21 protein-coding genes and 1 pseudogene are annotated in these 25,270 nt (G+C 75.4%); 9 read left to right on the top strand and 13 right to left on the bottom strand.

Going from position 1 to position 25,270, the window contains the following annotated elements:
* Positions 1 to 47 precede the first annotated feature (47 nt).
* On the top strand, positions 48 to 1,532 hold the full coding sequence (locus tag ACW14Y_RS12410) for an MFS transporter (protein WP_456986763.1): 1,485 nt from the start codon (positions 48 to 50) through the stop codon (positions 1,530 to 1,532).
* Positions 1,533 to 1,733: 201 nt separating this feature from the next.
* Here ACW14Y_RS12410 and ACW14Y_RS12405 read toward each other — a convergent pair whose 3' ends face one another.
* From ACW14Y_RS12405 to ACW14Y_RS12395, 3 genes are all read right to left on the bottom strand, one after another.
* Positions 1,734 to 2,468: a DUF305 domain-containing protein gene (locus ACW14Y_RS12405; RefSeq protein WP_380393562.1), complete on the bottom strand. Its 735-nt coding sequence runs from the start codon at positions 2,466 to 2,468 to the stop codon at positions 1,734 to 1,736.
* On the bottom strand, positions 2,465 to 3,145 hold the full coding sequence (locus ACW14Y_RS12400) for a DUF3105 domain-containing protein (RefSeq protein ID WP_380393559.1): 681 nt from the start codon (positions 3,143 to 3,145) through the stop codon (positions 2,465 to 2,467). Before ACW14Y_RS12400 ends, ACW14Y_RS12405 begins: the two co-directional genes overlap by 4 nt.
* A gap of 134 nt (positions 3,146 to 3,279) precedes the next feature.
* A complete protein-coding gene (locus ACW14Y_RS12395) occupies positions 3,280 to 3,828 on the bottom strand; it encodes a hypothetical protein (protein ID WP_380307774.1) in 549 nt (182 codons plus the stop codon).
* 303 nt (positions 3,829 to 4,131) lie between these two features.
* On the opposite strand from ACW14Y_RS12395, the gene ACW14Y_RS12390 reads away from it, so the two are divergent.
* Entirely contained in the window at positions 4,132 to 5,790 is a 1,659-nt protein-coding gene (locus tag ACW14Y_RS12390; protein ID WP_456986762.1) for a protein phosphatase 2C domain-containing protein, read from the top strand.
* A 16-nt stretch (positions 5,791 to 5,806) separates the two neighbouring features.
* On the opposite strand, the gene ACW14Y_RS12385 is transcribed toward ACW14Y_RS12390, so the two are convergent.
* The gene (locus tag ACW14Y_RS12385; RefSeq protein ID WP_380393553.1) at positions 5,807 to 6,415 is read right to left on the bottom strand and encodes a TetR/AcrR family transcriptional regulator; all 609 of its coding nucleotides are present in this window, start codon (positions 6,413 to 6,415) and stop codon (positions 5,807 to 5,809) included.
* Between the two features lie 144 nt (positions 6,416 to 6,559).
* On the opposite strand from ACW14Y_RS12385, the gene ACW14Y_RS12380 reads away from it, so the two are divergent.
* Positions 6,560 to 6,784, top strand: a complete 225-nt coding sequence (locus ACW14Y_RS12380; protein ID WP_380393550.1) for a hypothetical protein — start codon at positions 6,560 to 6,562, stop codon at positions 6,782 to 6,784.
* A gap of 16 nt (positions 6,785 to 6,800) precedes the next feature.
* On the opposite strand, the gene ACW14Y_RS12375 is transcribed toward ACW14Y_RS12380, so the two are convergent.
* The 3 genes from ACW14Y_RS12375 to ureA all read right to left on the bottom strand — a co-directional run bounded on the left by ACW14Y_RS12375 (position 6,801) and on the right by ureA (position 10,335).
* Positions 6,801 to 7,844: an agmatine deiminase family protein gene (locus ACW14Y_RS12375; RefSeq protein ID WP_380307782.1), complete on the bottom strand. Its 1,044-nt coding sequence runs from the start codon at positions 7,842 to 7,844 to the stop codon at positions 6,801 to 6,803.
* Between the two features lie 80 nt (positions 7,845 to 7,924).
* Positions 7,925 to 9,628 (bottom strand): urease subunit alpha, encoded by a 1,704-nt coding sequence (locus ACW14Y_RS12370; protein WP_456986761.1) that lies wholly within the window; start codon positions 9,626 to 9,628, stop codon positions 7,925 to 7,927.
* Positions 9,625 to 10,335 carry an urease subunit gamma gene (gene ureA / locus ACW14Y_RS12365; RefSeq protein ID WP_266268705.1) on the bottom strand — a complete coding sequence of 237 codons (711 nt, stop codon included), beginning with the start codon at positions 10,333 to 10,335 and terminating at the stop codon, positions 9,625 to 9,627. Before ureA ends, ACW14Y_RS12370 begins: the two co-directional genes overlap by 4 nt.
* A gap of 558 nt (positions 10,336 to 10,893) precedes the next feature.
* On the opposite strand from ureA, the gene ACW14Y_RS12360 reads away from it, so the two are divergent.
* Together ACW14Y_RS12360 and ACW14Y_RS12355 are read left to right on the top strand one after the other, a co-directional pair.
* Positions 10,894 to 11,337: an ATP-binding protein gene (locus tag ACW14Y_RS12360; protein WP_266268704.1), complete on the top strand. Its 444-nt coding sequence runs from the start codon at positions 10,894 to 10,896 to the stop codon at positions 11,335 to 11,337.
* A 282-nt stretch (positions 11,338 to 11,619) separates the two neighbouring features.
* Complete coding sequence (locus tag ACW14Y_RS12355; protein WP_380307788.1) at positions 11,620 to 13,869, top strand: ATP-binding SpoIIE family protein phosphatase; 2,250 nt, start codon at positions 11,620 to 11,622, stop codon at positions 13,867 to 13,869.
* A gap of 120 nt (positions 13,870 to 13,989) precedes the next feature.
* On the opposite strand, the gene ACW14Y_RS12350 is transcribed toward ACW14Y_RS12355, so the two are convergent.
* The 5 genes from ACW14Y_RS12350 to ACW14Y_RS12330 all read right to left on the bottom strand — a co-directional run bounded on the left by ACW14Y_RS12350 (position 13,990) and on the right by ACW14Y_RS12330 (position 19,261).
* A complete protein-coding gene (locus ACW14Y_RS12350) occupies positions 13,990 to 15,057 on the bottom strand; it encodes a DUF2637 domain-containing protein (protein ID WP_380307790.1) in 1,068 nt (355 codons plus the stop codon).
* Between the two features lie 213 nt (positions 15,058 to 15,270).
* Entirely contained in the window at positions 15,271 to 16,308 is a 1,038-nt protein-coding gene (locus ACW14Y_RS12345; protein WP_456986760.1) for a (2Fe-2S)-binding protein, read from the bottom strand.
* A 206-nt stretch (positions 16,309 to 16,514) separates the two neighbouring features.
* A complete protein-coding gene (locus ACW14Y_RS12340; protein WP_456986759.1) occupies positions 16,515 to 17,357 on the bottom strand; it encodes a hypothetical protein in 843 nt (280 codons plus the stop codon).
* A 198-nt stretch (positions 17,358 to 17,555) separates the two neighbouring features.
* Complete coding sequence (locus ACW14Y_RS12335) at positions 17,556 to 18,428, bottom strand: hypothetical protein (RefSeq protein ID WP_266268700.1); 873 nt, start codon at positions 18,426 to 18,428, stop codon at positions 17,556 to 17,558.
* A 233-nt stretch (positions 18,429 to 18,661) separates the two neighbouring features.
* A complete protein-coding gene (locus ACW14Y_RS12330) occupies positions 18,662 to 19,261 on the bottom strand; it encodes a nucleotidyltransferase family protein (RefSeq protein WP_456986758.1) in 600 nt (199 codons plus the stop codon).
* Positions 19,262 to 19,406: 145 nt separating this feature from the next.
* Here ACW14Y_RS12330 and moaA point away from each other — a divergent pair, with 145 nt between their 5' ends.
* Positions 19,407 to 20,486, top strand: coding sequence for a GTP 3',8-cyclase MoaA (gene moaA / locus ACW14Y_RS12325; RefSeq protein ID WP_456986757.1), 1,080 nt, complete (start codon positions 19,407 to 19,409; stop codon positions 20,484 to 20,486).
* A gap of 7 nt (positions 20,487 to 20,493) precedes the next feature.
* Here moaA and ACW14Y_RS12320 read toward each other — a convergent pair.
* Positions 20,494 to 21,479 (bottom strand): annotated as a pseudogene (locus tag ACW14Y_RS12320) (GlxA family transcriptional regulator).
* 206 nt (positions 21,480 to 21,685) lie between these two features.
* Between ACW14Y_RS12320 and ACW14Y_RS12315 the strand changes: the two are divergent.
* The 3 genes from ACW14Y_RS12315 to ACW14Y_RS12305 all read left to right on the top strand — a co-directional run bounded on the left by ACW14Y_RS12315 (position 21,686) and on the right by ACW14Y_RS12305 (position 25,227).
* Complete coding sequence (locus tag ACW14Y_RS12315) at positions 21,686 to 22,612, top strand: NAD-dependent epimerase/dehydratase family protein (protein ID WP_456986756.1); 927 nt, start codon at positions 21,686 to 21,688, stop codon at positions 22,610 to 22,612.
* 130 nt (positions 22,613 to 22,742) lie between these two features.
* A complete protein-coding gene (locus ACW14Y_RS12310) occupies positions 22,743 to 23,504 on the top strand; it encodes an HNH endonuclease family protein (RefSeq protein WP_456986755.1) in 762 nt (253 codons plus the stop codon).
* Positions 23,505 to 23,574: 70 nt separating this feature from the next.
* Positions 23,575 to 25,227 carry an alpha/beta hydrolase gene (locus tag ACW14Y_RS12305; protein WP_456986754.1) on the top strand — a complete coding sequence of 551 codons (1,653 nt, stop codon included), beginning with the start codon at positions 23,575 to 23,577 and terminating at the stop codon, positions 25,225 to 25,227.
* Positions 25,228 to 25,270: the final 43 nt, after the last annotated feature.

Here is a 25,270-nt window from a genome sequence, read left to right as displayed (position 1 = left end):
GAATAAATCGTAGAACGAACATATCTGCATCCGATATATTTCGCCGTATGAACGCCGCGTCAACGCTCACCGCCCGGCTGCTCGCCGAGCGCCCCCGACCGCGCGGCATAGCCGGCCGCCGGTACGCCCACTGGCTCGCCGTCGGGACCGTCTGTCTGGGAGCGTTCCTCGGCCAGCTGACGGCCAGCGTCACCGCGCTCGTCTACCCGGCGCTCCAGCGCCGGTTCGACGCCGGATTCGCGGCCGTCGAATGGGTCGCCCTCGCGTATCTGCTGGTCCTGGTCGCGCTGCTCGCGCCGATCGGCCGGCTGTCCGACCTGGTCGGCCGCAAGACCATGTACCTGGGCGGGTTCGCCGTCTTCGGCCTGGCCTCGCTGGGGGCGGGGTTCGCCGGCGGCCTCGGCGCCCTGGTCGCCTGCCGGGCGGTGCAGGCCGTCGGCGGCGCGATGATGCAGGCCAACAGCGTCGCCCTGGTCGCGCGCGGGGTCCCCGGGCACGCGATGCGCCGGGCGCTCGGGGTGCAGGCGGCCGCGCAGGGCCTCGGCCTGGCGCTGGGCCCCAGCCTCGGCGGGCTGCTGGTGGCGCACGCCTCCTGGCGCTGGGTGTTCTGGATCAATGTGCCGGTCGCGCTGGTGGGCATCGTGGCCGGGTGGTTCCTGCTGCCCCGGACCAGGGTCGAGGCCGCACCGGCGCTCCCGCGTCCACGTCCGGGTGCCGCCGTCGGCCCCGTGGTCGGACCCGTCGTCGGCCCCGAGCCGGACGGTGGGCGCTTCGACCTGGCCGGTCTGCTGCTGCTCGGCGGCTCCACCACCGCGCTGCTGCTCGCCCTCTCCGCCGCCTCCGGCCTGCCGCTGCCCGCCTGGGCGGTCGCCGCCCTGCTGGCCGCCGCCGTCCTCTGCGCGCTCGCGCTGGTCCGCCAGGAGCGCCGCGCGACCCGGCCGATCCTCGCTCCCGGCCTGGTCAACACCCCCGGCGTCCGCCCCGGTCTCGCGGTCGCGCTGATCGGCTACCTGCTGCTGTTCTGCCCGCTGGTCCTCGGCCCGGTGCTGCTCGCCGAGGCGGGACTCCCGACCGCGCGCTCCGGCCTGGTGATCACCGTGCTCCCGGCCGCCTTCGCGGTCGCCGCGACGGTCGGCGGCGGGCTGCTGCCGCGCGGCTGGTCCGACGTCGCCCGCTGCCGCTGCGGCGCGGCCCTCGCCGGGGCGGGACTGCTCGGCTGCGCGCTGCTGCCCGCCCTGGGCGCGCCCGCGGTGCTGCTGGCGGGGCCGCTGCTGGTGGTCGGCGGCGGCCTCGGCCTGCTGCTGCCGGCCAACAACGCGCTGGTGATGCGGGCGATCCCGGCGGAGTGCTCGGCGGTCGGCGGCGGCATGGTCAACATGGCCCGCAGTCTCGGCACGGCGCTCGGCACCGCGCTGCCGGTGCTCGGCGTCCACCTGGCCGGCCCGGCGCTGGGCGGCCGGTCGGTCCTGCTGGCGCTCGCGGTCGTCGCGGGCCTCGCCGTCGTCCTCGCCCGGCCGGTGCGGCGGCGCTGAGCCGCGCTGCGCTGCGCTCCGGTCCGGTCCGGGCCGGTCCGGGGCGGTCCGGGCCGGTCCGCCCCGGACGGAACGCGGGCACGGGTACGGACACGGCAACGGCCGGGGCGGTGGACGGGAGATCCGTCCACCGCCCCGGCCGTGCTGTGCCGTGGTGCGGGTCGTGCGGGTCGTGCTCTGCCGCCGTACCGCCGGGCGGGCTCAGGAGGCGGGCACGCCCGGGGCGGCGCCGCGATCCTTGAGCATGTCGGTGATCAGGCCGATCTCCGAGGTCTGGCCGATCACCATCGACTGCGCGAGCCGCTTCTCCGACTCGTTGTGCGCCATGTCGACGTAGCCCTGGGCCATCTCCACCCCGCCCTTGTGGTGCTCCAGCATCAGCTGCAGGTAGAACACCTCGGCCTCCCGCCCGCTCAGCGAGCGGAGCTTGGCGAGCTGGGTGTTGGTGGCCATGCCGGGCATCAGCGAACCGTCGTGCGCCTGGTAGTCGGCGCCGTGTCCGTGCCCGCCCATCGCCATCCAGGCCATGGGCTTGGCCGGGGAGTGCTGGGTGAGCCCCCACTGGTCGAGCCAGCCCATCATCATGCCGCGCTGGTTGGCCTGGGTGTTGATGATGTCGAAGGCCAGCGTGCGGGTGGGCTCGTCCGTGGTCCGGTCCCGGACGATGAACGACAGGTCCACCGCCTGCTGGTGGTGGGTCGCCATGTCACGGGCGAACCCGGCCTCCGGGGAGTCGTCCGCCGGCACGCTGAGCGAGGAGGTGCCGGAGGCCGACGTCCCGCCCGCCACCAGGGCCGGCACCCCGAGCGCGAGGGCGAGCGCGGCGGCCAGCGCGGCCGGCCACCAGATCCGTCGGCGCGAGGCCGACGGAGCGGCCTCGGGGCCGTCCGCCCCGTGCTCGTCCGCCCGGTCGCCGTCCGTCCCGGCGGCGGTCACATCTGCCCCATCGAGCAGGAGGCGCCCGGCTCCTGGGTCTGCTTGCCCTGGACGTACTTGGTGAAGAACTGGTTCACCCGGGGGTCACTGGCGCTGTCCACGACGAGCTGGGTCGACCAGGCGTTCAGGGTGATGGTGCCCTGCTCGTCCGGGTACGGGCTCATCAGCGAGTACGGGGTGGCCTTCACCTTGTCCGAGAGGGTCTTGACGTCCTCGGGGGTGGCCTTGCCGTTGTAGGTCACCCAGACCGCGCCGTGCTCCAGCGAGTGGACGGCCCGCTCGTTCTCGACCGGCTGGTCGTAGACGGTGCCCATGCAGTCCAGCCAGATCGCGTTGTGGTCACCGCCGACCGGCGGGGTCTGCGGGTAGGTGACCTTCTCCTTGACGTGGTTGCGGCTCAGGTCGCCGAAGGTCTGGACGCCGTCGATCGGGGCGGCGGCAGCGGCGGCCTTGTCCTTCTTGTCCTTGTTGGCGTCGACCACGATCCAGGTGCCGGTGGCTATCGCGGCGATCACCAGGACACCGGCGACCGAGCCCGCGACGATCTTGTTGCGGCGGTCGCGGCGCTGCTCGGCGGCGCGCAGCTCGGCGATCCGGGCGCGGCGGTCGCTGCTCGCCTGCTTGCCGCTCGGCTTGTTGCCCTGGGCCTTGTTCGACTGCTTGGAGGCGGAACCCATGAGTTGTCCTTGTCCCCACCGCGCATCGGGCACGGCGGTCTGAAGAGGTGGTGGGAGGGGGCGGATCCGTCGGTCCCGCCCGCCCGGCGCCTACGGGGCGGCGGGGGAGGGCCGGGGCCGGCGGCGGGTTCCGCTCAGGACCGGTGTACTTGGAGTTCGTGCAGGTCGGGCGCGGGGTGCGGCCCGACCAGCAGTCCGGCGGGCAGTATCCGGGGCAGTGCCTCGGCGGTCTCCGGCCGGGGTGCCGCGGCGGGTTGCTGGTGCGGCGGCGGGTTGGGGAGCTGAGCGTCCTGGGCGCAGTACGGGTGGCCGGAGCAGCCGCTGTTGCGGTGCGGCGGGTCGCCGTCCACCGAGCACCAGGTCCAGTGCCGGTGGCTCTCCGCGCGGAGGCGGTCGCCGAGGGTCTGCGGCGTGGTGTCCGGACCGGTGGCGGCGGTGCCGAGGAGGTGCGGGGGTGCGTCGGCCCGGGGATCGGCGACGAGTCCGGTCGGCGGACCCACCGGGGGGTCGGCCGGGACGGTCACCGGGAAGTCGGACCGTTCGGCCGTGGCCGCCTTGGCGTGTGCCGCGCACGGGAGCGCCGTCAGCAGTCCGACCAGCAGCAGGATCCACAGCACGCCCACCGGGCGGACCGCGAGAGCGGCCCTCCCCGGCCGGGGTGTGCTGGGGGCCGACGCGGTCATGCGCACATTTAATCAGCCGAACGAGTGAAGCGAGCCCCCTCCCCGGTTCTCATTTTCGGGTGCGGAGCCGCCGGAATGCGCCGGAAACGCCCTGGTCCGGGCGGTTCGGTCGACTGCGGGAGGAACAGAAGCGAAACGGGCGCCGAACGCGCTGATCGGTATCGGCCGATGTGTGCGTGGTTGTCGCCGAAACCCGGACAGCGTCGTTGCACTTGGGGACAATGACGTCGAGCCGGGCCCGCCCGGGGCGGCGTTGAAGCAGCGAGCAACCAGCACCGAGCAGCAGCGACCAGGAGCCGCCAGATGACCGAACAGGGTGCACCCGCGCAGCAGCAGCGCCGGCCGGACGACGGCTGGTGGGACACGGTCTACGCGGGCCCGGCCGGCACCCTCCCCGACACCCCGGACGCCGGACCGGGGGAGGGCAGTGTCGACGACTGGTTCGAGACGGCCGCGGGACTCATCGGGCAGCAGCGGGGCGCGGACGCGGCGCCCGGGGAGGTCGGGGAGCCCGGGAAGTCCGGAGAGGTCGGAGAGGTCGAGGCGGTGCGGGCCGACCAGGAGGTGCTGGAACGGGACAGCATCGACGACTGGTTCGACACCGCCGTCGGCGTGATCGCTCCGCAGCCTCCGACGGACGAGGCCCCGGGCGCGGACGACACCCGCCGCTTCCCCGCCCCCGTCTGGGCGGACGCGGGGCCGGCCGCCCTGGCCGAGCTGCCGGAGGCCGCGGACGCGGTCGAGGCCGTCGAACCGGCTCCCCGGGTGCCCGAGCCCCGGGCCAAGCCCGAGGCCGTGACCGTCCCGGAGCCGGAGCCGGAGCCGGTGGAGCCGCCGGAAGCGCAGCCGGAGCCGGAGCCGGTGGAGCCGCCGGCCGAGGTGGCTGCCGAGCCCGCGCCCGAGGCTGCTCCCGCGCCCGAGGCTGCTCCCGAGCCCGAACCTGCTCCCGTGCCCGAGCCCGAAGCGTCCGCGCCCGATGCCGCCGAACCCGCGCCCGCGCCGCCCGCCCCCCGGCCGGACCCCCGCCCCGGCCGGTCCGGGGCCGGGCCCGCCGTGCCGCACGTCGGCGAACGCCCGCCCACGTACGGCCCCGAGCCGACCGCCGTCCCCGAGGCCGACCCCGGTGCGCTGGGCGGCATCGTCGCCGACACCGTGCTGGAGGGGGCCCAGTACGGCGCCACCACCCTGCGGGCGGTCTCCGTGCGCGGCGACTCCGCCCGCTACCGGGGCGAGCCCCGGCGGGACTCGCTGCTGGTCACCCGGTTCGGCGAGGGCGCGGACGGGCTGCTGCTCGCGGTGCTCGGCGGGTTCGACCACTCCGGCCCGGCCGCCGGACCGGTCGCCACCGCGAGCGCCGAAGCCTGCCGCCAGCTCGCGGCCGCGGTCGGCCGCAGCCGCGAGGGCCTCGCCGCGGACCTGCGCGACGGCGCCCGCGACCGCCTCCGCTACGGCCTCCAGCGGCTCGCGCTCAGCGCCGTCGCCCCGCTCCGGGCACTCGCCCCGGTCGGTGCGGAGGCCGGGGCGGGGGACACGGAGGACGAGCCGTCCCCCGCCTCGCTGCACTGCCTGCTGACCTCGCTGGACCCGGAGGCCGGGTACCGGGCGGCGTTCGGGGTCGGCCCGGGCGGGCTGTACCTGCTGCGCTCCGGCCACTGGATCGACGCGTACGCGGCCCGGCTGCTGCACCACCCCGACGGCCAGCCGCCGGTGCCGGAGTCCCCGGTGCCCGGCCCGCGCCCGTTCCGCTTCCGGATGGTCCCGGCGACCCCGGGGGACATCCTGCTGCTCTGCACCCCGGGGCTGGCCCGCCCGGTCGCGGACGAGCCCGCCGTCGCGCACTTCCTGGCCTCGCACTGGGCGCACCCGCACCCGCCGGGCACGGTGGACTTCCTCCGCCAGGTCCAGGTCCGCGCCAAGGGCTACACCGACGACCGGACCGCCGCCGCGATCTGGACCGAGTGATCCGTCCCCGGTCCGCTCAGGCGGGTGCGGCGGCCAGCAGGGTGCCGCAGGCGGACCCGGCGAGGTGGAGCGCCCGGGTCCGGTCGGCCCCGGCGAGACCGAGGGCGATCGGGACGGCGAGGCCGTCCAGCAGGGCACGGATCTGGACGGCGCGTTCGGTGGCGTCGCCGGGGCCGAAGCGGCCGGCGGCGGTGCCCTCCTCGATCAGGGCGACCAGGTCGGACTGCCAGGGGCCCTCGATCTCCAACTGCCCCTGCCGCAGCTCCTCGCTGGCGGGGGAGCGGCCCCACACCTCGACCCAGAGGATCCAGCGCGGGTCCCCGGGCCCCTCCGGCAGGTACAGCGCGGTGTACTCGTCCAGCCGCCCCCGGACGTCGCGGGCGCCGTCGGCGAGCATCTCCCGGCGGCGGGCGCCGAGCTGCTCCTCGCTCCAGCGGAGGGTCTCCAGCAGCAGCTGGTCCTTGCTGCCGAAGTAGTAGAGCAGGTGGCCCGCGCTCATCTGGAGCTTCTTGCCGAGGCCGGCCATGGTGAGGCCGGCCAGCCCGTGTTCGGCGATCGCGGCGCGGGCGGTGGCGAAGACCTCCTCGCGCGGGCGGGCCGGTCGGCGCGGGCGGGCGTCGGCCATCGGTGCTGCTCCTCCGGGGTTCGGTAGGTGTTCACGATACTGACCGTGCCCGGCGGACCACGGAGTGGGAGGTCGGACGGTTCGACCTCCCACTCCTCCGGGTACGTACCGATCGGGGCGTTCCTGATCCGAGGAGGTGGCCCGATGGTCGCGCTGATCCTTCTGTTCGCCGGCTTCGCCGCCGTGGTGGCCGGCCTGGCGCTGTTCCTGCACCGGCGCCGCGGCGGCCGGACGGAGAACCTCGACGGCCTGCTGGCCGAGCAGGAGCGGCTGGCCCAGCTACGGGCCCTCCGCTCCTCCTACAGCTCGATCGCGATGCACAGCACCCACGGACTCACCACCGACGACCTGGGCCGGTACCACCACTAGGCAGGCCCGAGCGGCGTCAGGCCTTCGGCTGCTGCTGGGTGATGCAGTGGATGCCGCCGCCGTTGGCGAAGATCTCGCGGGCGTCGACCAGTTCGACCGTGCGGCCGGGGTAGGCCTCGGCGAGGATCGCGGCCGCCTCCTGGTCGCGCGGGTCGTCGAAGGCGCACAGCACCACGGCGCCGTTGGCGACGTAGTGGTTGATGTAGGAGTAGTCGACCGGCTCGCCGTCCTCGTCCAGCAGGACGGTGGGGGCGGGGAGCTCGACGACCTCCAGCGCGCGGCCCCGGGCGTCGGTGGAGGCCCGCAGGATCGCCACCAGCTCCTGGCACACCGCGTGGTCGGGGTGCGCCGGGTCCGGCTGGACGTGGGCGACGACGACGCCCGGGCGGACGAAGGAGGCGACGATGTCGATGTGGCCGCGGGTGCCGAACTCGTCGTAGTCGCGGGTGAGCCCGCGCGGCAGCCAGATCGCCTTGGTGGTGCCGAGGAAGGCGTGCAGCTCGGCCTCGACCTCCTCGCGGGTCCAGTCGGAGTTCCGGCCCTCGCCGAGCTGGACGGTGTCGGTGACGAGCACGGTGCCCTCGCCGTCGACGTGGATGCCGCCGCCCTCGTTGATCAGCCGGGAGGCGAAGCGGCGGACGCCGGTCAGCTCGGTGATGTGCTCGGCGATGTGCTGGTCCTTGTCCCAGCGGGCCCAGCCCTGGGCGCCCCAGCCGTTGAAGATCCAGTCGGTGGCGGCCAGGCCGCCCTCGCCGTCGATCAGGAAGGACGGGCCGATGTCGCGCATCCAGGCGTCGTCCAGCGGGCGCTCGACGATCTCGACCTGCTCGGAGACGTACTTGCGGGCCTCCTCGGTCTCGCCGGTGTTGACCACCAGGGTGACCGGCTCGTACCGGACGATCGTGTTGGCGACGGCGGCCCAGGCCTCGCGGCCGGTGTGCAGGTTCTCCGGGGTGTCGAAGGTCGGGTTGGTGGTGGGGAAGGCCATCCAGGTCCGGTCGTGCGGGTGCCACTCGGCGGGCATCCGGTAGCCGAGCGCGGCGGGGGCGGGGGTGGTCATCGCGAGGTCCTTCGGTGAAGCGGGTGAGTGGTACGGGGGAGTAGCGGTCGGGGGTGCGGGTCAGAGGAAGCGAGTGCGGGTCAGAGGAAGTAGAGGCGGCTGAGCGAGACGCTGTCGGCCGGTTCGGAGCGCAGCGGGTCGCCGTCGAGCGAGACCAGGCCGGTCTCCGTGACCTCGACCTGCCCGGTGCGGGCGTTGCGCACCAGGTCGCGCGGGCCGATGCCGCGGGTGCGGCGGACGCCGACGCGCCGGCGCCGGGTGGGCAGGCCGTCGGCCGCGCGGTCGAGGTAGGCGCCGTCGGCGGCGGCCCCGGCCACGAAGGCGACCGAGAGGTCGGCGGCGGTGGCGCCGTGGGCGCCGAACTGCGGCCCGAGCACGAGGGGCTCGCAGCGGTCGGTGGAGGCGTTGGGGTCGCCGGTGACGCCGTAGGCGGGGAAGCCGGCCTTGAGGACCAGCTGCGGCTTGGCGCCGAAGTGGTCGGGGCGCCAGAGCACGATGTCGGCGAGCTTGCCGGTCTCGATGGAGCCGACCTCGTGGGAGAGGCCGTGGGCGATGGCAGGGTTGATGGTCAGCTTGGCGATGTAGCGCAGCACCCGCTGGTTGTCGTCCTCGGGGCCGTCGCCCTCCATCGGGCCGAGTTCGGCCTTCATCTTGCCGGCCAGGGCGAAGGTGCGGCGCACGGTCTCGCCGGCCCGGCCCATGCCCTGGGCGTCGGAGGAGGTGATGCCGATGACGCCGAGGTCGTGCAGCACGTCCTCGGCGCCCATGGTGCCGGCCCGGATCCGGTCGCGGGCCATCGCGGCGTCGCCGGGCAGGTCGGTCTTGAGGTCGTGGGCGGAGACGATCATGCCGAAGTGCTCGCCCAGGGCGTCCCGGCCGAAGGGCAGGGTGGGGTTGGTGGAGGAGCCGATGACGTTCGGCACGCCCGCCATCTTCAGCACATTGGGCACGTGGCCGCCGCCGCAGCCCTCGATGTGGAAGGCGTGGATGGTCCGGCCGTCGAGCACCCTGAGGGTGTCCTCGACGGACAGGCACTCGTTGAGGCCGTCGGTGTGCAGGGCGACCTGGACGTCGTACTCCTCGGCCACCCGCAGCGCGGTGTCCAGCGCGCGGGTGTGCGCGCCCATGTCCTCGTGCACCTTGAAGCCGCAGGCGCCGCCCTCGGCGAGGGCCTCCACCAGCGGGGCCGGGTGCGAGGAGGAGCCCCGGCCGAGGAAGCCGATGTTCACCGGCCAGGCGTCGAAGGCGTTGAACGCGTGCCGCAGCGCCCAGGGCGAGTTGACGCCGACGCCCCAGACCGGGCCGAACTCCTGGCCGATGATCGTGGTGACGCCGGAGGCGAGCGAGGCCTCCATGATCCGCGGCGAGAGCAGGTGGACGTGGGTGTCGATGGCGCCGGCGGTGGCGATCAGGCCCTCGCCGGAGACGATCGCCGTCCCGGTGCCGACCACGACGTCCACGCCGTCCAGGGTGTCCGGGTTGCCGGCCCGGCCGATCGAGGTGATCCGGCCCTCCCGGATGCCGATCGAGGTCTTGCGGATGCCCTGGACGGCGTCGATCACCAGGACGTTGCTGATCACCACGTCACAGGTGTCGCGGACGGCGGCGGGCTTGAGGTGCAGGCCGTCGCGGGCGGTCTTGCCGAATCCGGCCAGGAACTCGTCGCCCGGCCGCTGGGAGTCGGACTCGACCCGGACGACCAGACCGGAGTCGCCGAGCCGGACCCGGTCCCCGGCGCGCGGGCCGTGCACCGAGATGTAGTCGTGGGGGGTGATGGACGTCATGACTCCACCTCCGCGTCGTCGAAGCCGGTCAGGTAGCCGGTGGCGCGGGCCTTGGCCAGGGCGGACTCCTTGGCGCCGGGGGCGTCCAGCGGGCCGTCGACCAGGCCGGCGAAGCCGATCGCGACCCGGGCGCCGCCGATCGGGACGAGGCCGACCTCGACGGTGCTGCCCGGGTCGAAGCGCACCGAGGAGCCGGCCGGGACCGCGAGGTGGGTGCCGTAGGCGGCGGCGCGGTCGAAGGCCAGCCGGGGGTTGGCCTCGAAGAAGTGGAAGTGCGAGGTGACGGAGATCGGGACGCCGGAGGTGTTGTGGACGGGGAGGACGACGGTCTCCTCGACCGGGTCGTAACCGGCGCCGTCGCCGGGCAGGGCGCCGCCGGGGGCGTCCTCGCCGAGCGAGCCGGCGCCGCGGAACGGGTCGTCGACCACGGCCAGTCGGGTGCCGTCGTCGAAGACCGCCTCGACCTGGACCACGGTCACCACGTCCGGCACGCCGGGCAGCACGTCGGCGGCGGTGAGCACGGAGCGGCCGGCCTCGACGGCCTCGGCGAGCCGCAGGCCGTCCCGGGCGGCCTCGCAGACGGCGTCGGCGATGAGCGCGGTCGCCTCGGGGATGTTGAGCCGCACGCCTCGGGCGCGGCGGGCGCGGGCCAGCTCGGCTGCCGTGAAGATCAGCAGCCGGTCCCGCTCGGTGGGGGTCAGTCGCACGGTTCCTCGCTCGCGGTCGCCAGGAGAGGGTGAGGGCTTTTAGAACGGCGTTCAAACACCTCCGGCCATTGAACCCGGAGCCGTCCGCCCTGTCCAGCCTTGCCGCTCGCGCGCCGTTCGGCACACGGGGCGCGTCCGGTCGCCCCGGGGCGGGGGCTCGCGCCGGCGCCCGGCTGCCCGGGGGGCGGGGGCCCGCCCCGTGCCTGGTCCGGGCCTCGCACGGGCCCCCGAACGCCGTCCGGGGCCCGGAAGCCGCCCGTACGCTTCGCAAACCTGTCCGGCGGGGGCGGCCGGATCACGCGAACCGCCTCGTGCCCCTTTCACCCCAGGTGATCGCCCGCACACTGTTCCAAATGCCGAAAGGTGGGCATGACGATGATTGGTCAGTACCAAAGGGGCCGACCGACCGGCGGGGGCCCGGATCGGCGGCCCGGAGCGAGGGTGGGGGCAGGGGTGATGGACGGTCAGTCGCGATTCCCGCGGCAGCGGACGAGTTCGGGGGGCGCCTTCCGGATCACCGGAACCGGCCAGGGCGCTCCGGCGGGCACAGCGGGCACCATGGGCGCGGCAGGCGTCGCCCGGCCGGGCGTACCGGCACCGGGGTGCGCGCTGAACCGGCGGCTCCACCTGGCACTGGAGGCCGCCGACCTGGTCGCCGTCGGCGCGGTCCGCCACCGGCTGCGCGCCGCGCTCGGCCACTGGGGCGTGCCCGAGCTGGCCGACACGGCCGAGCTGCTCACCTCCGAGCTGGTGACCAACGCGCTGCAGCACACCGACCGGGGCGCGGTCTTCGACGCGGTGCTCACCGGTGACCAGCGGCTGCGGATCGAGGTCCAGGACGGCGAGGCCGGACTCCCCGGCCGCCGCCGCGACCCGGACGCGGAGTACGCCACCTCCGGCCGGGGGCTGATGCTGGTCGAGGCGCTCGCCGACTCCTGGGGCGTGCAACTGCGCGGCGACGGCAAGGTCACCTGGTTCGAACTCGCCATCGCCGAGCTCTGACTTCGCGGTCCACCGTTTGTCGCACGAGTACTGTTCGCGACCGAACGATGCCCGTAAGTGAAGGTGCGCGGCAAGATTTCCGGCCCGTTGCCATTGCCGCTCGGCCGAACATTGGCCAGGATGGTGGGAATGTGTGCCCACGAGCGAGAAGCGGCGGGAAACTCCTACCGTCTTGACCGATGACCGCCCGTCGGCGCGCGACCGTCGAGCACCACCCATCACACCGCCACGCGGCCCGTCCGGACGGTCGGCGCGGTCCGCCACGGCAGCGGCAGGAGCAGCATGCCCACAGAGCCCGAGTCACCGGGGCCGGCCCTCCCGTCCGGTCCGCCCACGACCGGCTCCGGTCGGGCCCGGCCCCCCGCCCAGGCGGCCCGGCGGCACGCGCTGCGCACCGCCCCCGGCCTCGCCGCCGGCCGGCTCGCGCCGATGCTCTCCGGCGGCCTGCCGCTCTCCCCGGGCGACTCCACGCCGGACTGGCTGGAGCCGGCGATGGCGGCCAACGGCATCGGCTCCTTCGACTGGGACATCCGCCGCGACATCCTGGAGGGTGACCAGCGGGCCTGCACCATCGTCGGCCTGGACTCCGCCGAGAAGGGCCGCTTCGACCGCACCTCCGCCTCCTTCCTGGCCCTGCTCCACCCCGAGGACGCCCCCGTGGTGCGCCGCCGGGTCGAGCGCGCCGTCGCCGAGCTCGGCCAGTGCGGCGCCTACTACCGGACGGTCGGCCCGCGCGGCACCACACGTGCCGTCCGCTTCCGCGGCCGGGTCCTCGCCGACGCCTTCGGCCGGGCCTCCCGGATGGTCGGCTTCGTCTGGGACGCCACCGTCGAGCTGCACAAACGCGACCGCGCCGACCGGATGGCCCTGCTGCGCGAGGAGCGCTCCCGCTTCATCAAGGAGGCCGCCCGGGCGCTCTCGGAGGCGGTCACCGTGCGTGACGTGGCCCGGGTCTTCACCGAGCTGCCGCTGCCCGGCCTGCCGCCGGACGGCCTCGTGCTGGCCTCCTTCGAGGCCGGCCGGGTGCAGATCCTCGGCGCCTCCGGCTACCGGCCCGAGGAGCTGGCCGGCTACGACCGCTCGGTGCTGCCGCCGAGCCACCCCGCCGCCGAGGCGCTGCGGGGCCGCGCCCCGGTGTTCTGCGCCAGCCGCGAGGAGTACCGCGAGCGCTACCCGGACGTCTGGGAGCAGGCCCGCCGCACCAGCCGCAGCTCCTGGGCGTTCCTGCCGCTGGTGGCCAGCGGCCGGGCGATCGGCGTCTGCGTGGTCAGCTTCGACGACGACCGCCAGCTGGACGCCGACGAGCGCACCCTGCTCTCCACCCTCGGCGGCCTGGTCGCCCAGTCCCTGGCCAGGGCCCGGCTGCACGACGCCGAGCACGAGCTCGCGGCCGGCCTGCAGCGGGTCATGCTGCCGCGCACCGTGCCCTCCGTACCCGGGGTCACCACCGCCGTCCGCTACCTCGCGGCCGGCTCCGGGCTCCAGATCGGCGGCGACTGGTACGACGTGGTGCCGCTGCCCGGCGGGCACGTCGGACTGGTGATCGGCGACGTCCAGGGCCACGACGTGCACGCCGCCGGGATCATGGGCCAGCTGCGGATCGCCCTGCGCGCCTACGCCGCCGAGGGCCACCCGCCCGCCGCCGTGATGGCCCGCGCCTCCCGCTTCCTCGCCGACCTGGACACCGACCACTTCGCCACCTGCACCTACGCCGAGGTGAACGTCGACTACGGCGTCGTCTACGCGGTCCGGGCCGGCCACCTCGACCCGGTGGTGCGGCGCGCCGACGGCACCGCGAGCAGCGTCCCGGTGGCCGGCGGGCTCCCGCTCGGCATCGCCCCCGACGAGGAGTACCGGGTCACCCGGTTCAGCCTGGACCCGGGCGAGACGGTGCTGCTCTGTACCGACGGCCTGGTCGAGGCGCGCGGCATGGACCTCGACGAGGGCATCGCGCGCCTCACCTCGGTGCTCGCCGAACCGCTCGCGGACCCCGGCCGGACCGGCCGCGACCCGCTGGAGGAGCTGGCCGACCGGATCGCCTCCCAGGCCGCCGACGACAGCGAGCGCGAGGACGACATAGCGCTGCTGGTGCTGCGCTGGGACGGCCCGGAGGGCGGCCTGGCCGCCCAGCAGCTGCGCCGCCGGATCGGGCAGGCCGACCTGGCCCGGATCGCCGAGGTCCGGGCGGAGCTGCGGGACGCGCTGCGCCGCTGGGGCGTCGCCGAGCTGATCGACACCGCCGAGCTGCTCTCCTCCGAGCTGGTCACCAACGCGATCCGGCACACCGACCGGGACGCGATGTTCACCGCGCGGCTCTACCGGGAGTCGGCCGCGGACGGCGGCCGGGCCCGGCTGCGGGTCGAGGTGGAGGACGAGTCGGACCTCTGGCCGACCCGCCGGACGCCGGGGGAGCAGGCCTCCTCCGGGCGCGGGCTGATGCTGGTCGAGGCGCTGGCCGACGGCTGGGGCGTGGAGCCCCGGGGGTCGGGCAAGCGGATGTGGTTCGAGCTCACGGTGACGCCGGGGGAGTGACGCCGGGGGAGTGACGGCCGGGGTGCGAAGCGCGGGGGAGCGGCCCCCGGGGGAGTGCCCGGGGGCCCGGCCGCGGCCTCGGCCTCGGTTTCGGCCGCAGCCCCAGCTTCGGCCGCGGCCTCAGCCGAACTGCTGCTCCAGGTCCTTCAGCTTGCGCTCCAGCGAGTCCAGCCGGGGCAGGGCCACGGTGTCGTCGTCGGGGGTGAGGTCGATGGTGCGCCGTTCGGGACGGGCCGGCAGGCCCGCCTGTGCGACCGCTCCCTCGACGGCCTCGGCCCGTCCCGGCGGCTCGACCGCGGGCCGGTCGGTGCTGCCGGGAGCACCGGGGCCGCCCGCTATGGCGGACTCCGGGCCGGGCTCCAGCTGCCGGGACGCCGCCCCTGACCCGCCGCCGCGCGGGCGCCAGGCACTGTGGGTGCGGTTGATGGCCCTGATCTCGGCCCGTTCGCGGCGACCCGCGAGCTTGCGGCGCTCCTTCTCCCTGGCGTTCTCGCGCTTGTCCTCGCGGACCTCGTCGACCGCCTCCTCCAGGCTCCGCACGCCCTCCAGCAGCATCAGCGACCAGGCCGCGTAGGTCTCGCGCGGGGCACGCAGCCAGCGGACGATCCGGATCTGCGGCAGCGGACGGGGGACCAGGCCCTGTTCGCGCAGCGCGGCCCGGCGGGTCTGCTTGAGGGCCCGGTCGAACAGCACGGCGGCCGAGAGGGACATCCCCGCGAAGAACTGCGGCGCGCCGGCGTGGCCGAAACCGCGCGGGGCGTGCACCCAGTTGAACCAGGCCGAGGCGCCGGCGAACAGCCAGACCAGCAGCCGGGAGCCGAGTGCGGCGTCGCCGTGACTGGCCTCGCGGACGGCGAGCACGGAGCAGAACATCGCCGCCCCGTCCAGGCCGAACGGCACCAGGTACTCCCAGCCGCCGGACAGGTTGAGGTTCTGCACCCCGAACCCGACCAGGCCGTGGAAGGACAGCGCGGCGGCGACGGCCGCGCAGCAGAACAGCAGGGTGTACGAGGCCCCGCCGTACAGGGACTCCTTGCGGCGGCGCCGTTCCTCGGATCGCTCCCAGGAATCGGCGGCGGTGCCGCTGCCGGACCCCCGGCTCCGGGCCAGGGCCACCAGGAGTGCGCTGACCAGCAGCGCGACAACGCCGGTGACGGCCCAACCGAGCGGTATGTCGGACAATTTCATCGCCTGGACCAGCCTCGCTTTCCTGCGTCGCAATTCCTGCGTCGTGATGGCGGGGACCATCATGACGGATGCTCGGCCGGAGAATGGCTGATTCGCTGTCAATGCGCTGACGAGAGGGATTTCTGGCGAGGGATAAGTCGCATTGTCATATTGATATTGACGGGGAATTCCCGTGTTTTCGGGGGTCTGGCGTTGCACCGCCGATGACCTCCGTCAACCCCGTGCGACGCGGGGGCAGCCGGTGCACATCGCCTCGGCCCGGGCGGTGTAGACGAGGCAGCAGCTGGCCCGGCACCGGTCGGAGCGTTCGGTGCCGCCGGACGCGGGGGCGGTGAAGCCGGCGCCCGGCGTGAAGGGCGCGCACTCCGGCGCCGGGCGGGCGGCACGCGGTTCCGGCTGCTCGGACGCCCCGGACGCGCCGGGCGCGAACAGTGCGGCGAGCTCCGTCCGGGCGCGCTCCTCCTCGCCGAGCAGGCCCCCGGCGTACCAGAGGCCCTCGACCACCGCGTCGGTGGCCATCGCCCACAGGGTGCGCGGACCGCGCCGCACCTCGGGGCGGAAGGCGTCCAGCACCGGGGTGAGGAAGTCCGCCAGTGCCGAGCGGAGTCCGGTGGCGAGGGCAGCCTCGTCGGGCACCGCGCGGGCGCCGGGCGGGGGTGGGGCGGGGACGGCGGCGAGGACGGCGGTCGGGAGGGGGGCCGGGCCGGGGGCCGCCGGATCGTCCGGCAGGCAGAGGAAGGCGCCCGGACGGACCGTCAGCTCGCCGGTGCGGCGACGGACCGCGATGTCGCCGGGTGCGAGCAGCGGCACCCGGCGCTCCAGGAACCACGGCAGGGTGAACAGCAGCGCGGCCGGCCAGACGAACCGGTGCAGCCCGATGCCCGCCGCCACGTCGGGGCGCAGCGGCCGCCCGTAGCGGGCCAGGCCCTGCCGGGCGTCGTGCGAGATGAGCTCGCGCAGCGCCGCCGGCCGGGCCACCAGGTCGGCCCCGGCGAGCCAGCCCCGGCCGCTGCGGGGCGGGGCGCAGCGCACCCGGAGGGCGGGGAGCACCTCGCCGAGCCGCCGGTACGCGGCCGGGCCGGCGGCGGTGAAGGTGCCGGCGGCGGTGAAGGTGCTGGTGACGGTGCCGGTGCCGGTGGTGAAGGCGGTGCCGAGGGAGGTGGCGGTGGCCGGGCCGGCGGGTCCGGTGCCGGGACCGGTCCGTCCGACGGCCGTCGCCACGGGGGTCGGACGGGTGCTGTGCGCGCTCATGGTGGGCCCCATCGGGTCGACCGGACCGCGCCGGACCGCCCGTCCGTGCCCGGGCCGGGGCCCGCCCGCCGCCGGCGCGCCCGATCCGGCGGGGCGCGCCGTGGCGCCGTACGTCCGGACCCGGCCGGCCGGGGCTTGGCGGAGCCCGGGAACGGCAAGGCGAACCTGGCCGGGGCACTGCTCGACCCGGCCAGGTTAGGGTCACCTTAGCTGATCGGACCCCCGGCCTGCCTCCCGATGCGTCCGTCCGGGGGAGCGCCCGGCGCGCGCCCCGCGCCCAGCTGGCGTGCGAGCCAGACCGGTACGCCCCCGAGCGCCTGCACCAGTCGGGTCGCCTCCGCCCGCAGGCGGTTGGCCTCCTCCGGCTCGGACACCTCGGCCAGCGCCGCCAGCGCCGGGGCCACCCCGACCGTGAAGCCCAGCTGCTCGCGCAGCCGCAACGAGGCGTCGAAGCCCTCCCGTGCCCGCTCGTGGTCCCCGGCGGCCAGCGCCAGCGCGGCCAGGTGCCGCCAGGTCGAGGAGCGCAGCAGTTCGTCGCCCCGCTCGCCCGCGCCGTCGTGGGCCCGGCGGTAGGCGATCCAGGCCGCCGTCGGGTCGCGGAGCAGGTTCTCCGCCACCAGTCCCCGGCGGAAGTCCAGCAGCGGCCGGCCCGGTGCGTCCGGCGGCAGCAGTGCCGAGGTGCGGCCGAGTGCGGCCTGTGCCTCGTCGAGGCGGTCGCGGGCGCCCAGCACACTGGCCACGTACGCCAGGAAGCCCCGGGCGCAGGCCGCCGCCGCGCGCTGCTCGGTGCTGGTCACGGTGGCCTCGGCCAGGCGCAGGGCCTGCTCCGCCTGGTTCCAGTGGGCGGCGGTGAACAGGCATTGCTCGATCAGGAGTTCGGCCCTGATCAGAGCTGCCGCCGGGTCGCGTTCGGCGGCCGGCCGCAACAGGTCGGCGGCCTCCCGCCAGCACGCCCGGGACCGCAGCCGCCATACGGTGTCCCCCGGCTCCGGTGGCGCTGTGCGCCCCGGTGCGTCCTGACCGTTCGGGCCCCATCCGTGCTCCGACAACGCCACCTCCTTGTGTGCGCCATCCAGCAGGACGCGGGCCCTCCCCGTCCGTGGCACGACACACCACAGGCCCGCGTTGTGGCGGCAATTCAACACGGGGGCGAGCTTGTGCACCAGATCACGAGCGGAGGTTGTTGCGCGCGGCCGGCTTTTCGTCTAAACGATCAGCGGCCGGTCGGTCGGGGCCCGAACGAGGCCTCAGGACGTCCAGCCGGTCTCCATCAGGGCCTCGGCGGCGCCGTTCGCGGGCTGCGGCACACCCGCCAGATCCAGGCTGAACAGGGCCACCAGCAGCTGTTCGCCGCGCACCGTGGCCTGGTGCGAATAGCCCGCAAGAGTGAACATCGCGGCGGCCATCTCCTCCGCGTGCAGCGTCTGCAGCCACAGGCACTCGACCGACTTCACGTCCGCCGGCTCGGTCCAGGTGTCCACCTGGGCGACCATCCGGCTGCCCAACAGCGTCACCCCGTCGCGCTCCTGGGCCTCCGTCAGCTCCAGGTCGTCGAAGCCCAGCCACTCCAGGTAGCGGGCGGCGGTGAACACCGCGTCCTGCGAGGTCCGCACCGGGTGCGGCCGGAACGGCGCGCGGCGCCGCCACTGCGCGGCCTGCCCGCCGGACCCGGTGGTCGGCGGCGCGGCGGCGGGCGGGGCGTCCAGGGAGTGCGCGGGGCGGGCGGGGTGCGGGTGCGAGGCGCGCGGCCCGGCGGCGGCGCCCAGCGGGCCGGCCGCGGCCCCGCCGCCCAGCCGGGTCGTCCGGTCCACCGGGAGCCGCACGGTGGCCCCGCAGTTGCAGGTGAACTCGGGCTGCGGCCACTGGTCGGAGCGGCCGCAGTGCGGACAGCGCATGCTCAGCCAGGAGTCCTCCCACGACCGGAACCGCACCTGCACCGGCACCCCGCCGCGCAGCAGCGGCACCTTGAGCGAGGCGCCGCACGGGCACGGCAGCGAGGGCGGCTCGTAGAGGTGCTCCCGCCGGCAGGCGGGGCAGCGGATCGCCCGGGCGCCACCCGCCGCCCCCGGGCCGCGCCCGGCCGGGTCGTGTCCGGTGAAGTCGTCGGGCAGTCCGGCCATCGCGGGGTACCGTCCGTTCGAATCGGGGGCGGAGTGACGTGTCCCATGCTCCCCGAAACCCGGGAGGTGCGGCGCGGAATGCGGCAATCCTCAGGGACGAATCAGGGGTGCGCGCCCGAATCCTCGCCGGTGAGGAGGAGGGGGGTCCCCCTCGGGCGGGAGTCCCGCCCCGGTCGGCCCGGGACGGTGGTGGCCCGGAGCGGGGACGGCGCCGGTCCCGCGCCGGGCGGGTGTCACCCCGCGCCCCAGCGGGCGAGGTCGGCGGGCGTGTCCAGGTCGTCCGGGGAGGCGACGTCGCCGCACTCGACCGGGACCAGCTCGTCGGCGTGCGCCGCCAGCAGGGCCCGGGCCCCGGCGTCCCCCCGCGCGCCCGCCGCCGCCTCGGCGAGGTACCCGGCCCCGATCAGCACCGGGTGCCCGCGCCGCCCCCCGTACGTGGCCGCGGCCAGACCGGCCCCGGACCGGTGCGCGGCCAGCAGCCGGGCCACCGCGGCCGCTCCCACCCCCGGCGTGTCCACCAGCATCACCAGCACGGCCGAGGACCCGGTGGGCAGCGCGGCCAGACCGGCCCGCAGCGAGGAGCCCATGCCGCCCTCCCAGTCCGGGTTGGCCACCAGCCGGCAGCCCGGCAGATGGGCGGTGGAGCGCACCCGCTCCCGGTCCGCGCCCAGCACCACCGCCACCTCCCGGCAGCCGCCCGCCCTGGCCGCCGCCGCGGCGTGCTCCACCAGCGGCCGGCCCCGGTACGGCAGCAGTGCCTTCGGTCGTCCGCCCAACCGCCGCCCGCCCCCGGCCGCCAGCACCAGCGCGGTGACCGCGTCCCTCTGTTCCATGGGCCCAGCCTGCCCGGCCCGGCGGCCCGGGCACAGTCCCGCCGCCGGGAGTTGGACGATCGTACGAGCGGGGGCGGCGGCGACCGGCCGCGCCCCGGCGGTTCGGCCGCTGGCGCTCCCGCCGCAGGGCCCCTGTACTGGGCGGATGAGCAGCACGTCGAGGAACAGCGCGTCGGGCACCACCGCCTCTGGCAGCACCGCGCCGGGGGCGGCCCCGGAGCCGGTCACCGGCACCCGCGCGGCGCACCCCCTGGTGGACCGGTACGGCCGGGTGCACACCGATCTGCGGGTGTCGCTGACCGACCGGTGCAATCTGCGCTGCACCTACTGCATGCCCGCCGAGGGGCTGGACTGGCTGCCCCGGGCCGAGGTGCTGAGCGACGACGAGGTGGTCCGACTGGTGCGGATCGCCGTCCGCCGGCTCGGCATCACCTCGGTGCGCCTCACCGGCGGCGAGCCGCTGCTGCGGCGCGGACTGCCCGCCCTGGTCGGGCGGATCGCCGCACTCGGGGCGGAGGTGTCGCTGACCACCAACGGCATCGGCCTGGCCAGGACCGCCGAGGCGCTGCGCGCGGCCGGGCTGCACCGGGTCAACGTCAGCCTGGACACCCTGCGCCCCGAGCGGTACGCCGCGCTGACCCGCCGGGACCGGCTCGCCGACGTGCTGGCCGGACTGGCCGCCGCCCACGCGGCCGGGCTCGCGCCGGTGAAGGTGAACGCGGTGCCGGTGCGCGGGGTCAACGACGACGAACTGGCCGAGCTGCTCGGGTTCGCCGTCCGGCACGGCTACCGGATGCGCTTCATCGAGTCGATGCCGCTGGACGCGCAGGGCGCCTGGGACCGCGAGCGGATGGTCACCGCGGAGGAGATCCTGACCGGCCTCGGCGAGCACTACGACCTGCACCCGGTCGGCCGGTCCGGCAACGCCCCGGCCGAGGAGTGGCGGATCGCCGGGACGGACGCGGTGGTGGGCGTGATCGCCTCCGTCACCCGCCCGTTCTGCGGCGGGTGCGACCGGGTGCGGCTCACCGCCGACGGGCAGTTGCGCAACTGCCTGTTCGCCACCGAGGAGTCCGACCTGCGTGCGCTGCTGCGCGACGGCGCCGACGACGACCGGGTGGAGGCCGCCTGGCGGGCCACCATCGCCCGCAAGGGCCCCGGCCACGCCATCGGCGGCGCGGACTTCGTCCGGCCCGCCCGCCCGATGTCGGCCATCGGCGGCTGATCGGACGTCAGGACGGCCTGTCCGGCTCCTGGTCGGCGACCGGGCGGTCCGGTCGGGCGAAGTGCGCGCGGTAGGCGCGCGGGGTCATGCCGATCCGCCGCAGGAGATGGAAGCGCAGCGAGTCGGCGGTGACGAAGCCGGTCCTGGCGGCGACCCGCTCCACCGCCAGCTCGGTGGACTCCAGCAACTCACGGGCCTGCTCCAGGCGTTGGGTGAGCAGCCAGTGCAGCGGCGTGGTGCCCGTCTCGGCCCGGAAGCGGCGGTTGAGGGTGCGTACGCTCACCCCCGCGTGCGAGGCCAGGTCGGCCAGGGTGAGCGGCTCGGCCAGCCGGGCCAGCGCCCACGCCCGGGTGGCGGCGAGCGGACTGCCGTCCGCGGCGGCGACCGGTGTCGGCAGGACCTGCGCCCGGCCGCCCTCGCGGACCTCCGAGAGCACCGCCAGCCGGGCCACCGCGTTGGCCACCGCGGCGCCGTGGTCGGTCCGCACCATGTGCAGGCACAGGTCGATGCCGGCGTCAGCCCGGCCGAGGTGAGCACCGGGCCGTCGTCGACGAACAGCGCCTGCGGGAGCACCCGCACCGCGGGGAAGCGGTGCGCCAGGGCGCCGGCCTGCACCCAGTAGGTGGTGGCGCTGTGCCCGTCCAGCAGCCCGGCCTGGGCCAGTACGAAGGCGCCGGTGCAGATCGAGGCCATCCGCGCGCCCCGGTCCGCCGCCGCACGCAGGGCGGTGAGGATCCGTTCGTCGGCGTCGGCGCGGGAGGCGGACCCGGTGACGAGGACGGTGTCGGCCTCGGCGATCGCCTCCAGGCCGTGCGGGACGACCACCTGGAGGCTGCCGGTGGTGGCCACCGGGCCCGGTTCGGCGGTGCAGATCCGCACCCGGTAGGCCGGGTCGCCGTCCAGCTCGGCGGAGCCGAAGACGAGGTCGGGAATGGTGAGGTCGAAGCCGGTCACCGGGGGCACCGCGACCACCGCGATCCGGTGGACGCCGATCGGTCGGGCAACGGCCGGTCGGGAGGCGGCGGGTCGGGAGACGGCCGCCGGCCCGGTCGGGGTCGAGCGGGTGGTGCGGGGCATGGCCAGAACCTCCGGAACCTTGGCAGCCCGGGCCCTGCCGCGCGGCCGGGGCCCGAAGGAGAGTTGATCACGGCGCCGACATCCCGGCGCCACCCACCCCGACACCGGCCCAGGAGCCTCCCATGTCCTTCCACGTCGTCACCGGTGCCGGTCCGACCGGCACCGCGACCGCCCTGCTCCTCGCCGGCTCCGGCGAACGCGTCCGGCTGGTCACCCGGCGCGGCACCGGCCCCGAGCACCCGGGCATCGAGCGGATCGCCGCCGACGCCACCGACGCCGACGTCCTCACCGCGCTGGCCGAGGGGGCGCTGTCGCTGGTCAACTGCGCCGCCCCGCCCTACCACCGCTGGCTCACCGAGTTCCCGCCGCTCGCCGCCGGGCTGCTGACCGCCGCCGAACGGACCGGCGCGGGCTACGTCATGCTCGGCAACGTGTACGGCTACGGGCCGGTCGACGGCCCGCTCACCGAGGACCTGCCCGCCGCCCCGACCAGCCGCAAGGGCGCGCTGCGGGCGGCCCTGTGGGCGGACGCGCTCGCCGCGCACCGGGCGGGGCGAGCGCGCGTCACCGAGGTCAGGGCCAGCGACTTCCTCGGCCGGGGCGCGACCTCGCTGTTCGGCTTCACGGTGGTACCCGCCGTGCTGGCCGGCGAGCCGGTCGGCTACCCCGCCGACCTGGACGCGCCGCACAGCTGGAGCCACCTCGGCGATGTGGCCGCCACCCTGGTCGCCGCCGCCCGCGACGATGCTTCCTGGGGCCGGGCCTGGCACGTGCCCAGCACCAGCGAGGCCTCGGCCCGCGAGGTGGCCCGGCGGCTGGCGGCGGCGGCCGGGGCGCCGGAGCCCGCGCTCACCGCCGTCGCGCCGGCCGAACTGGCCCGGTCGGGGGGCGAGGCCCTCGCCGAGGTCCTCGCCGAGGTCGAGGAGATGGCCTACCTGTACGACCGGCCGCTGCGGCTGGACTCGACGCGCACGGAGGAGGTGCTCGGGGTGACGGCGACGCCGTTCGAGGCGGTGCTCGACGAGATCGTCCGCGGCGCGCGGTCGTAGCGCGGACGGGGCGGCGCCCGGTGTGAGCTTCGCCATGATCGAAATGCTCCGGGTTGTGGTGGCTTGACCGGGTGGGGGCGGGCTGGTCTGCTGGTGCGCCGTCAGCCACCCACCGTCCGGGGAGTCCACCGTGCCCGCCCGTCGCACCGTCCTGTCGGCCGCCGCCGTCTTCCTGATATCCACCCTGGCGCTGAGCGGTTGCTCCGGCGCCACGACGCGCAGCGAGGACGCCGCGCCCGCCGGGGCCGGCGCCGTCGGCCCCGGCACCAGTCCGCTGGACAACCCGGACGGCACCAAGTCCGGCCTGGCACCGCTGACTTCGCCCGAGGAGCAGAAGGCGGGCCGGGAGCTGATCGCCAGGGTCACCACCGCCGCGACCGGCCCCAAGGACGGTTACGACCGCAACGAGTTCGGCCCCGCCTGGACCGACAGCGTCGACGGCGTGCCCGGCGGTCGCAACAACTGCGACACCCGCAACGACCTGCTGGCCCGCGACGGTTCGGCGGTCGAGCACAAGGACGGCTCGACGTGCGTGGTCACCGCGATGACCATCCTCGACCCGTACACCGGGAAGACCGTGCGCTGGAGCAAGCAGCAGGCGTCGAAGATCCAGATCGACCATGTGATGCCGCTGTCCTACGACTGGCAGATGGGCGCGAGCGGGTGGGACAAGGCCAAGCGCGTCCGGATCGCCAACGACCCGCTGAACCTCGTCCCCGCCGACGGCTCGCAGAACGCCTCCAAGGGCGACTCCGGCCCGTCCGCCTGGCTGCCCGCGGACCCGCGGATACGGTGCTCGTACGCGGTCCGCTTCGCCCAGGTGTCGCTGAAGTACCAACTGCCGGTCACGGAGGCCGACAAGCGGGCGATGCTGCAGCAGTGCGGCGGCTGACACCCCGTCGAGGGGGTGGGGCGCCGTCGTCGGTGTGATCGTCGGGTGATATTCGTGTGCGGTGCATTCGATGATCACCCGACTCTCGCGACGCGCCCTGCCCGCCGTCGCCGCGGCCGCCCTGCTGGCCGCCTGCACCAGCACCGGCGGCTCCACCGACGCGGCCTCCACCGCCCCGACGGCCGCCCCGGGCACCGCCTCGGCCGCGGCCTCCTCGGACCCGGCCGCCGCACCCACCCCGACCGCCACCCCGACGCCGACTCCGACGGTGAAGCCCACCGGCCAGGCGGACCCGGCGCTCCAGTCCTTCTACGGCCAGAAGCTCGCCTGGGCGGCCTGCAAGGACGACCCGGCGACCACGAAGACCGACGAGTCGGCGGTCCAGTGCGCGACCCTCAAGGTCCCGCTGGACTACGCCGCCCCGTCCTCCGGGGAGACCCTGGACGTCGGCGTGGCCCGGATCACCAGCTCCAGGCCCGGCGAGCGGACCGGTTCCCTCCTGGTCAACCCGGGCGGGCCGGGCGGCAGCGGTGTCGACATGGTCAAGCGCGGTCAGAAGGACTACGACGGCCCGCTGCGCGACCACTACGACATCGTCGGCTTCGACCCCCGCGGGGTCGGCGGCACCAGTCCGGTCAACTGCCTGGACGACAAGGCCCGTGACGCCTGGATCACCACCGACGTCCTCGGCCCGGAGCACGGCAAGGCCCTCGCCGACGCCTGCGCGGCCAAGTACGGCAAGCTGCTGGAGCACATCGGCACCCGTGACACGGTGCGGGACGTCGACGTGCTGCGCGCGGCCCTCGGCGACCAGAAGCTCGCCTACTTCGGACTCTCCTACGGCACCTACCTGGGCAGCGTCTACGCCGAGGAGTTCCCCGACCGGGTCGGCCGGCTGGTGCTGGACGGCGCGGTCGACCCGGCCAAGCCGATCGCCCAGAACAACATCGAGCAGTACGCGGGCTTCGAGCGCTCGCTGCAGGCCTTCGCCGCCCACTGCGCCAAGCAGGCGCAGTGCCCGCTCGGCAAGGACCCGGCGAAGGCGGCGGGCAAGCTCGCCGACTTCCTCGACGGCCTCAAGCAGAAGCCGCTCACCACCAAGGACGGACGGACCCTCACCTCCTCCGCCGCCTGGACCGGCGTGGTCGAGGGACTCTACGGGGACGAGAGCGGCTGGGACGCCCTGGCCAACAACATCGGCTGGGCCATGGCGCGCGGCAAGGGCGAGAACCTGCTCGCCTACACCGACTCCTACAACAAGCGGGACAAGGACGGCCACTACAGCGTCTCCGCCGACGCCTACACGGCGATCTACTGCGCCGACGGGGCCACCGACGTCCTCACCGGCGAGGCGCTCGACGCCGCCTACGCCGAGATGGCCGCCAAGGCGCCGCTGATCAGCCGGCACGAGCCGGGAGCGGCGCTGTTCGACCCGGACTGCCGCAGCTGGCCGTTCCGTTCGGCGGAGAAGGCGCACCCGATCGTCTCGAAGGCCGCGACGCCGATCGTGGTGGTCGGCTCCACCGGCGACGCGGCCACGCCGTACGCCAACGCCGAGAAGCTCGCCGCCCAGTTGGGCAACGCGGTGCTGCTGACCCGCGACGGCGAGGGTCACACCGGCTACGGGCACAGCGCCTGCGTCCGGGACGCCGTGCACTCCTACCTGGTCGACGGCACCGTGCCGGCCGCCGGGACGCGCTGCGCGACCGACGCCGCGCGGTGAGCTGACGCGACGGAGGGCGGGGCGCCGTCGGACGGGGGACCGT

This window comes from Kitasatospora sp. cg17-2 (genome assembly GCF_054031055.1).
This window is presented reverse-complemented; position numbering and strand designations above follow the sequence as displayed.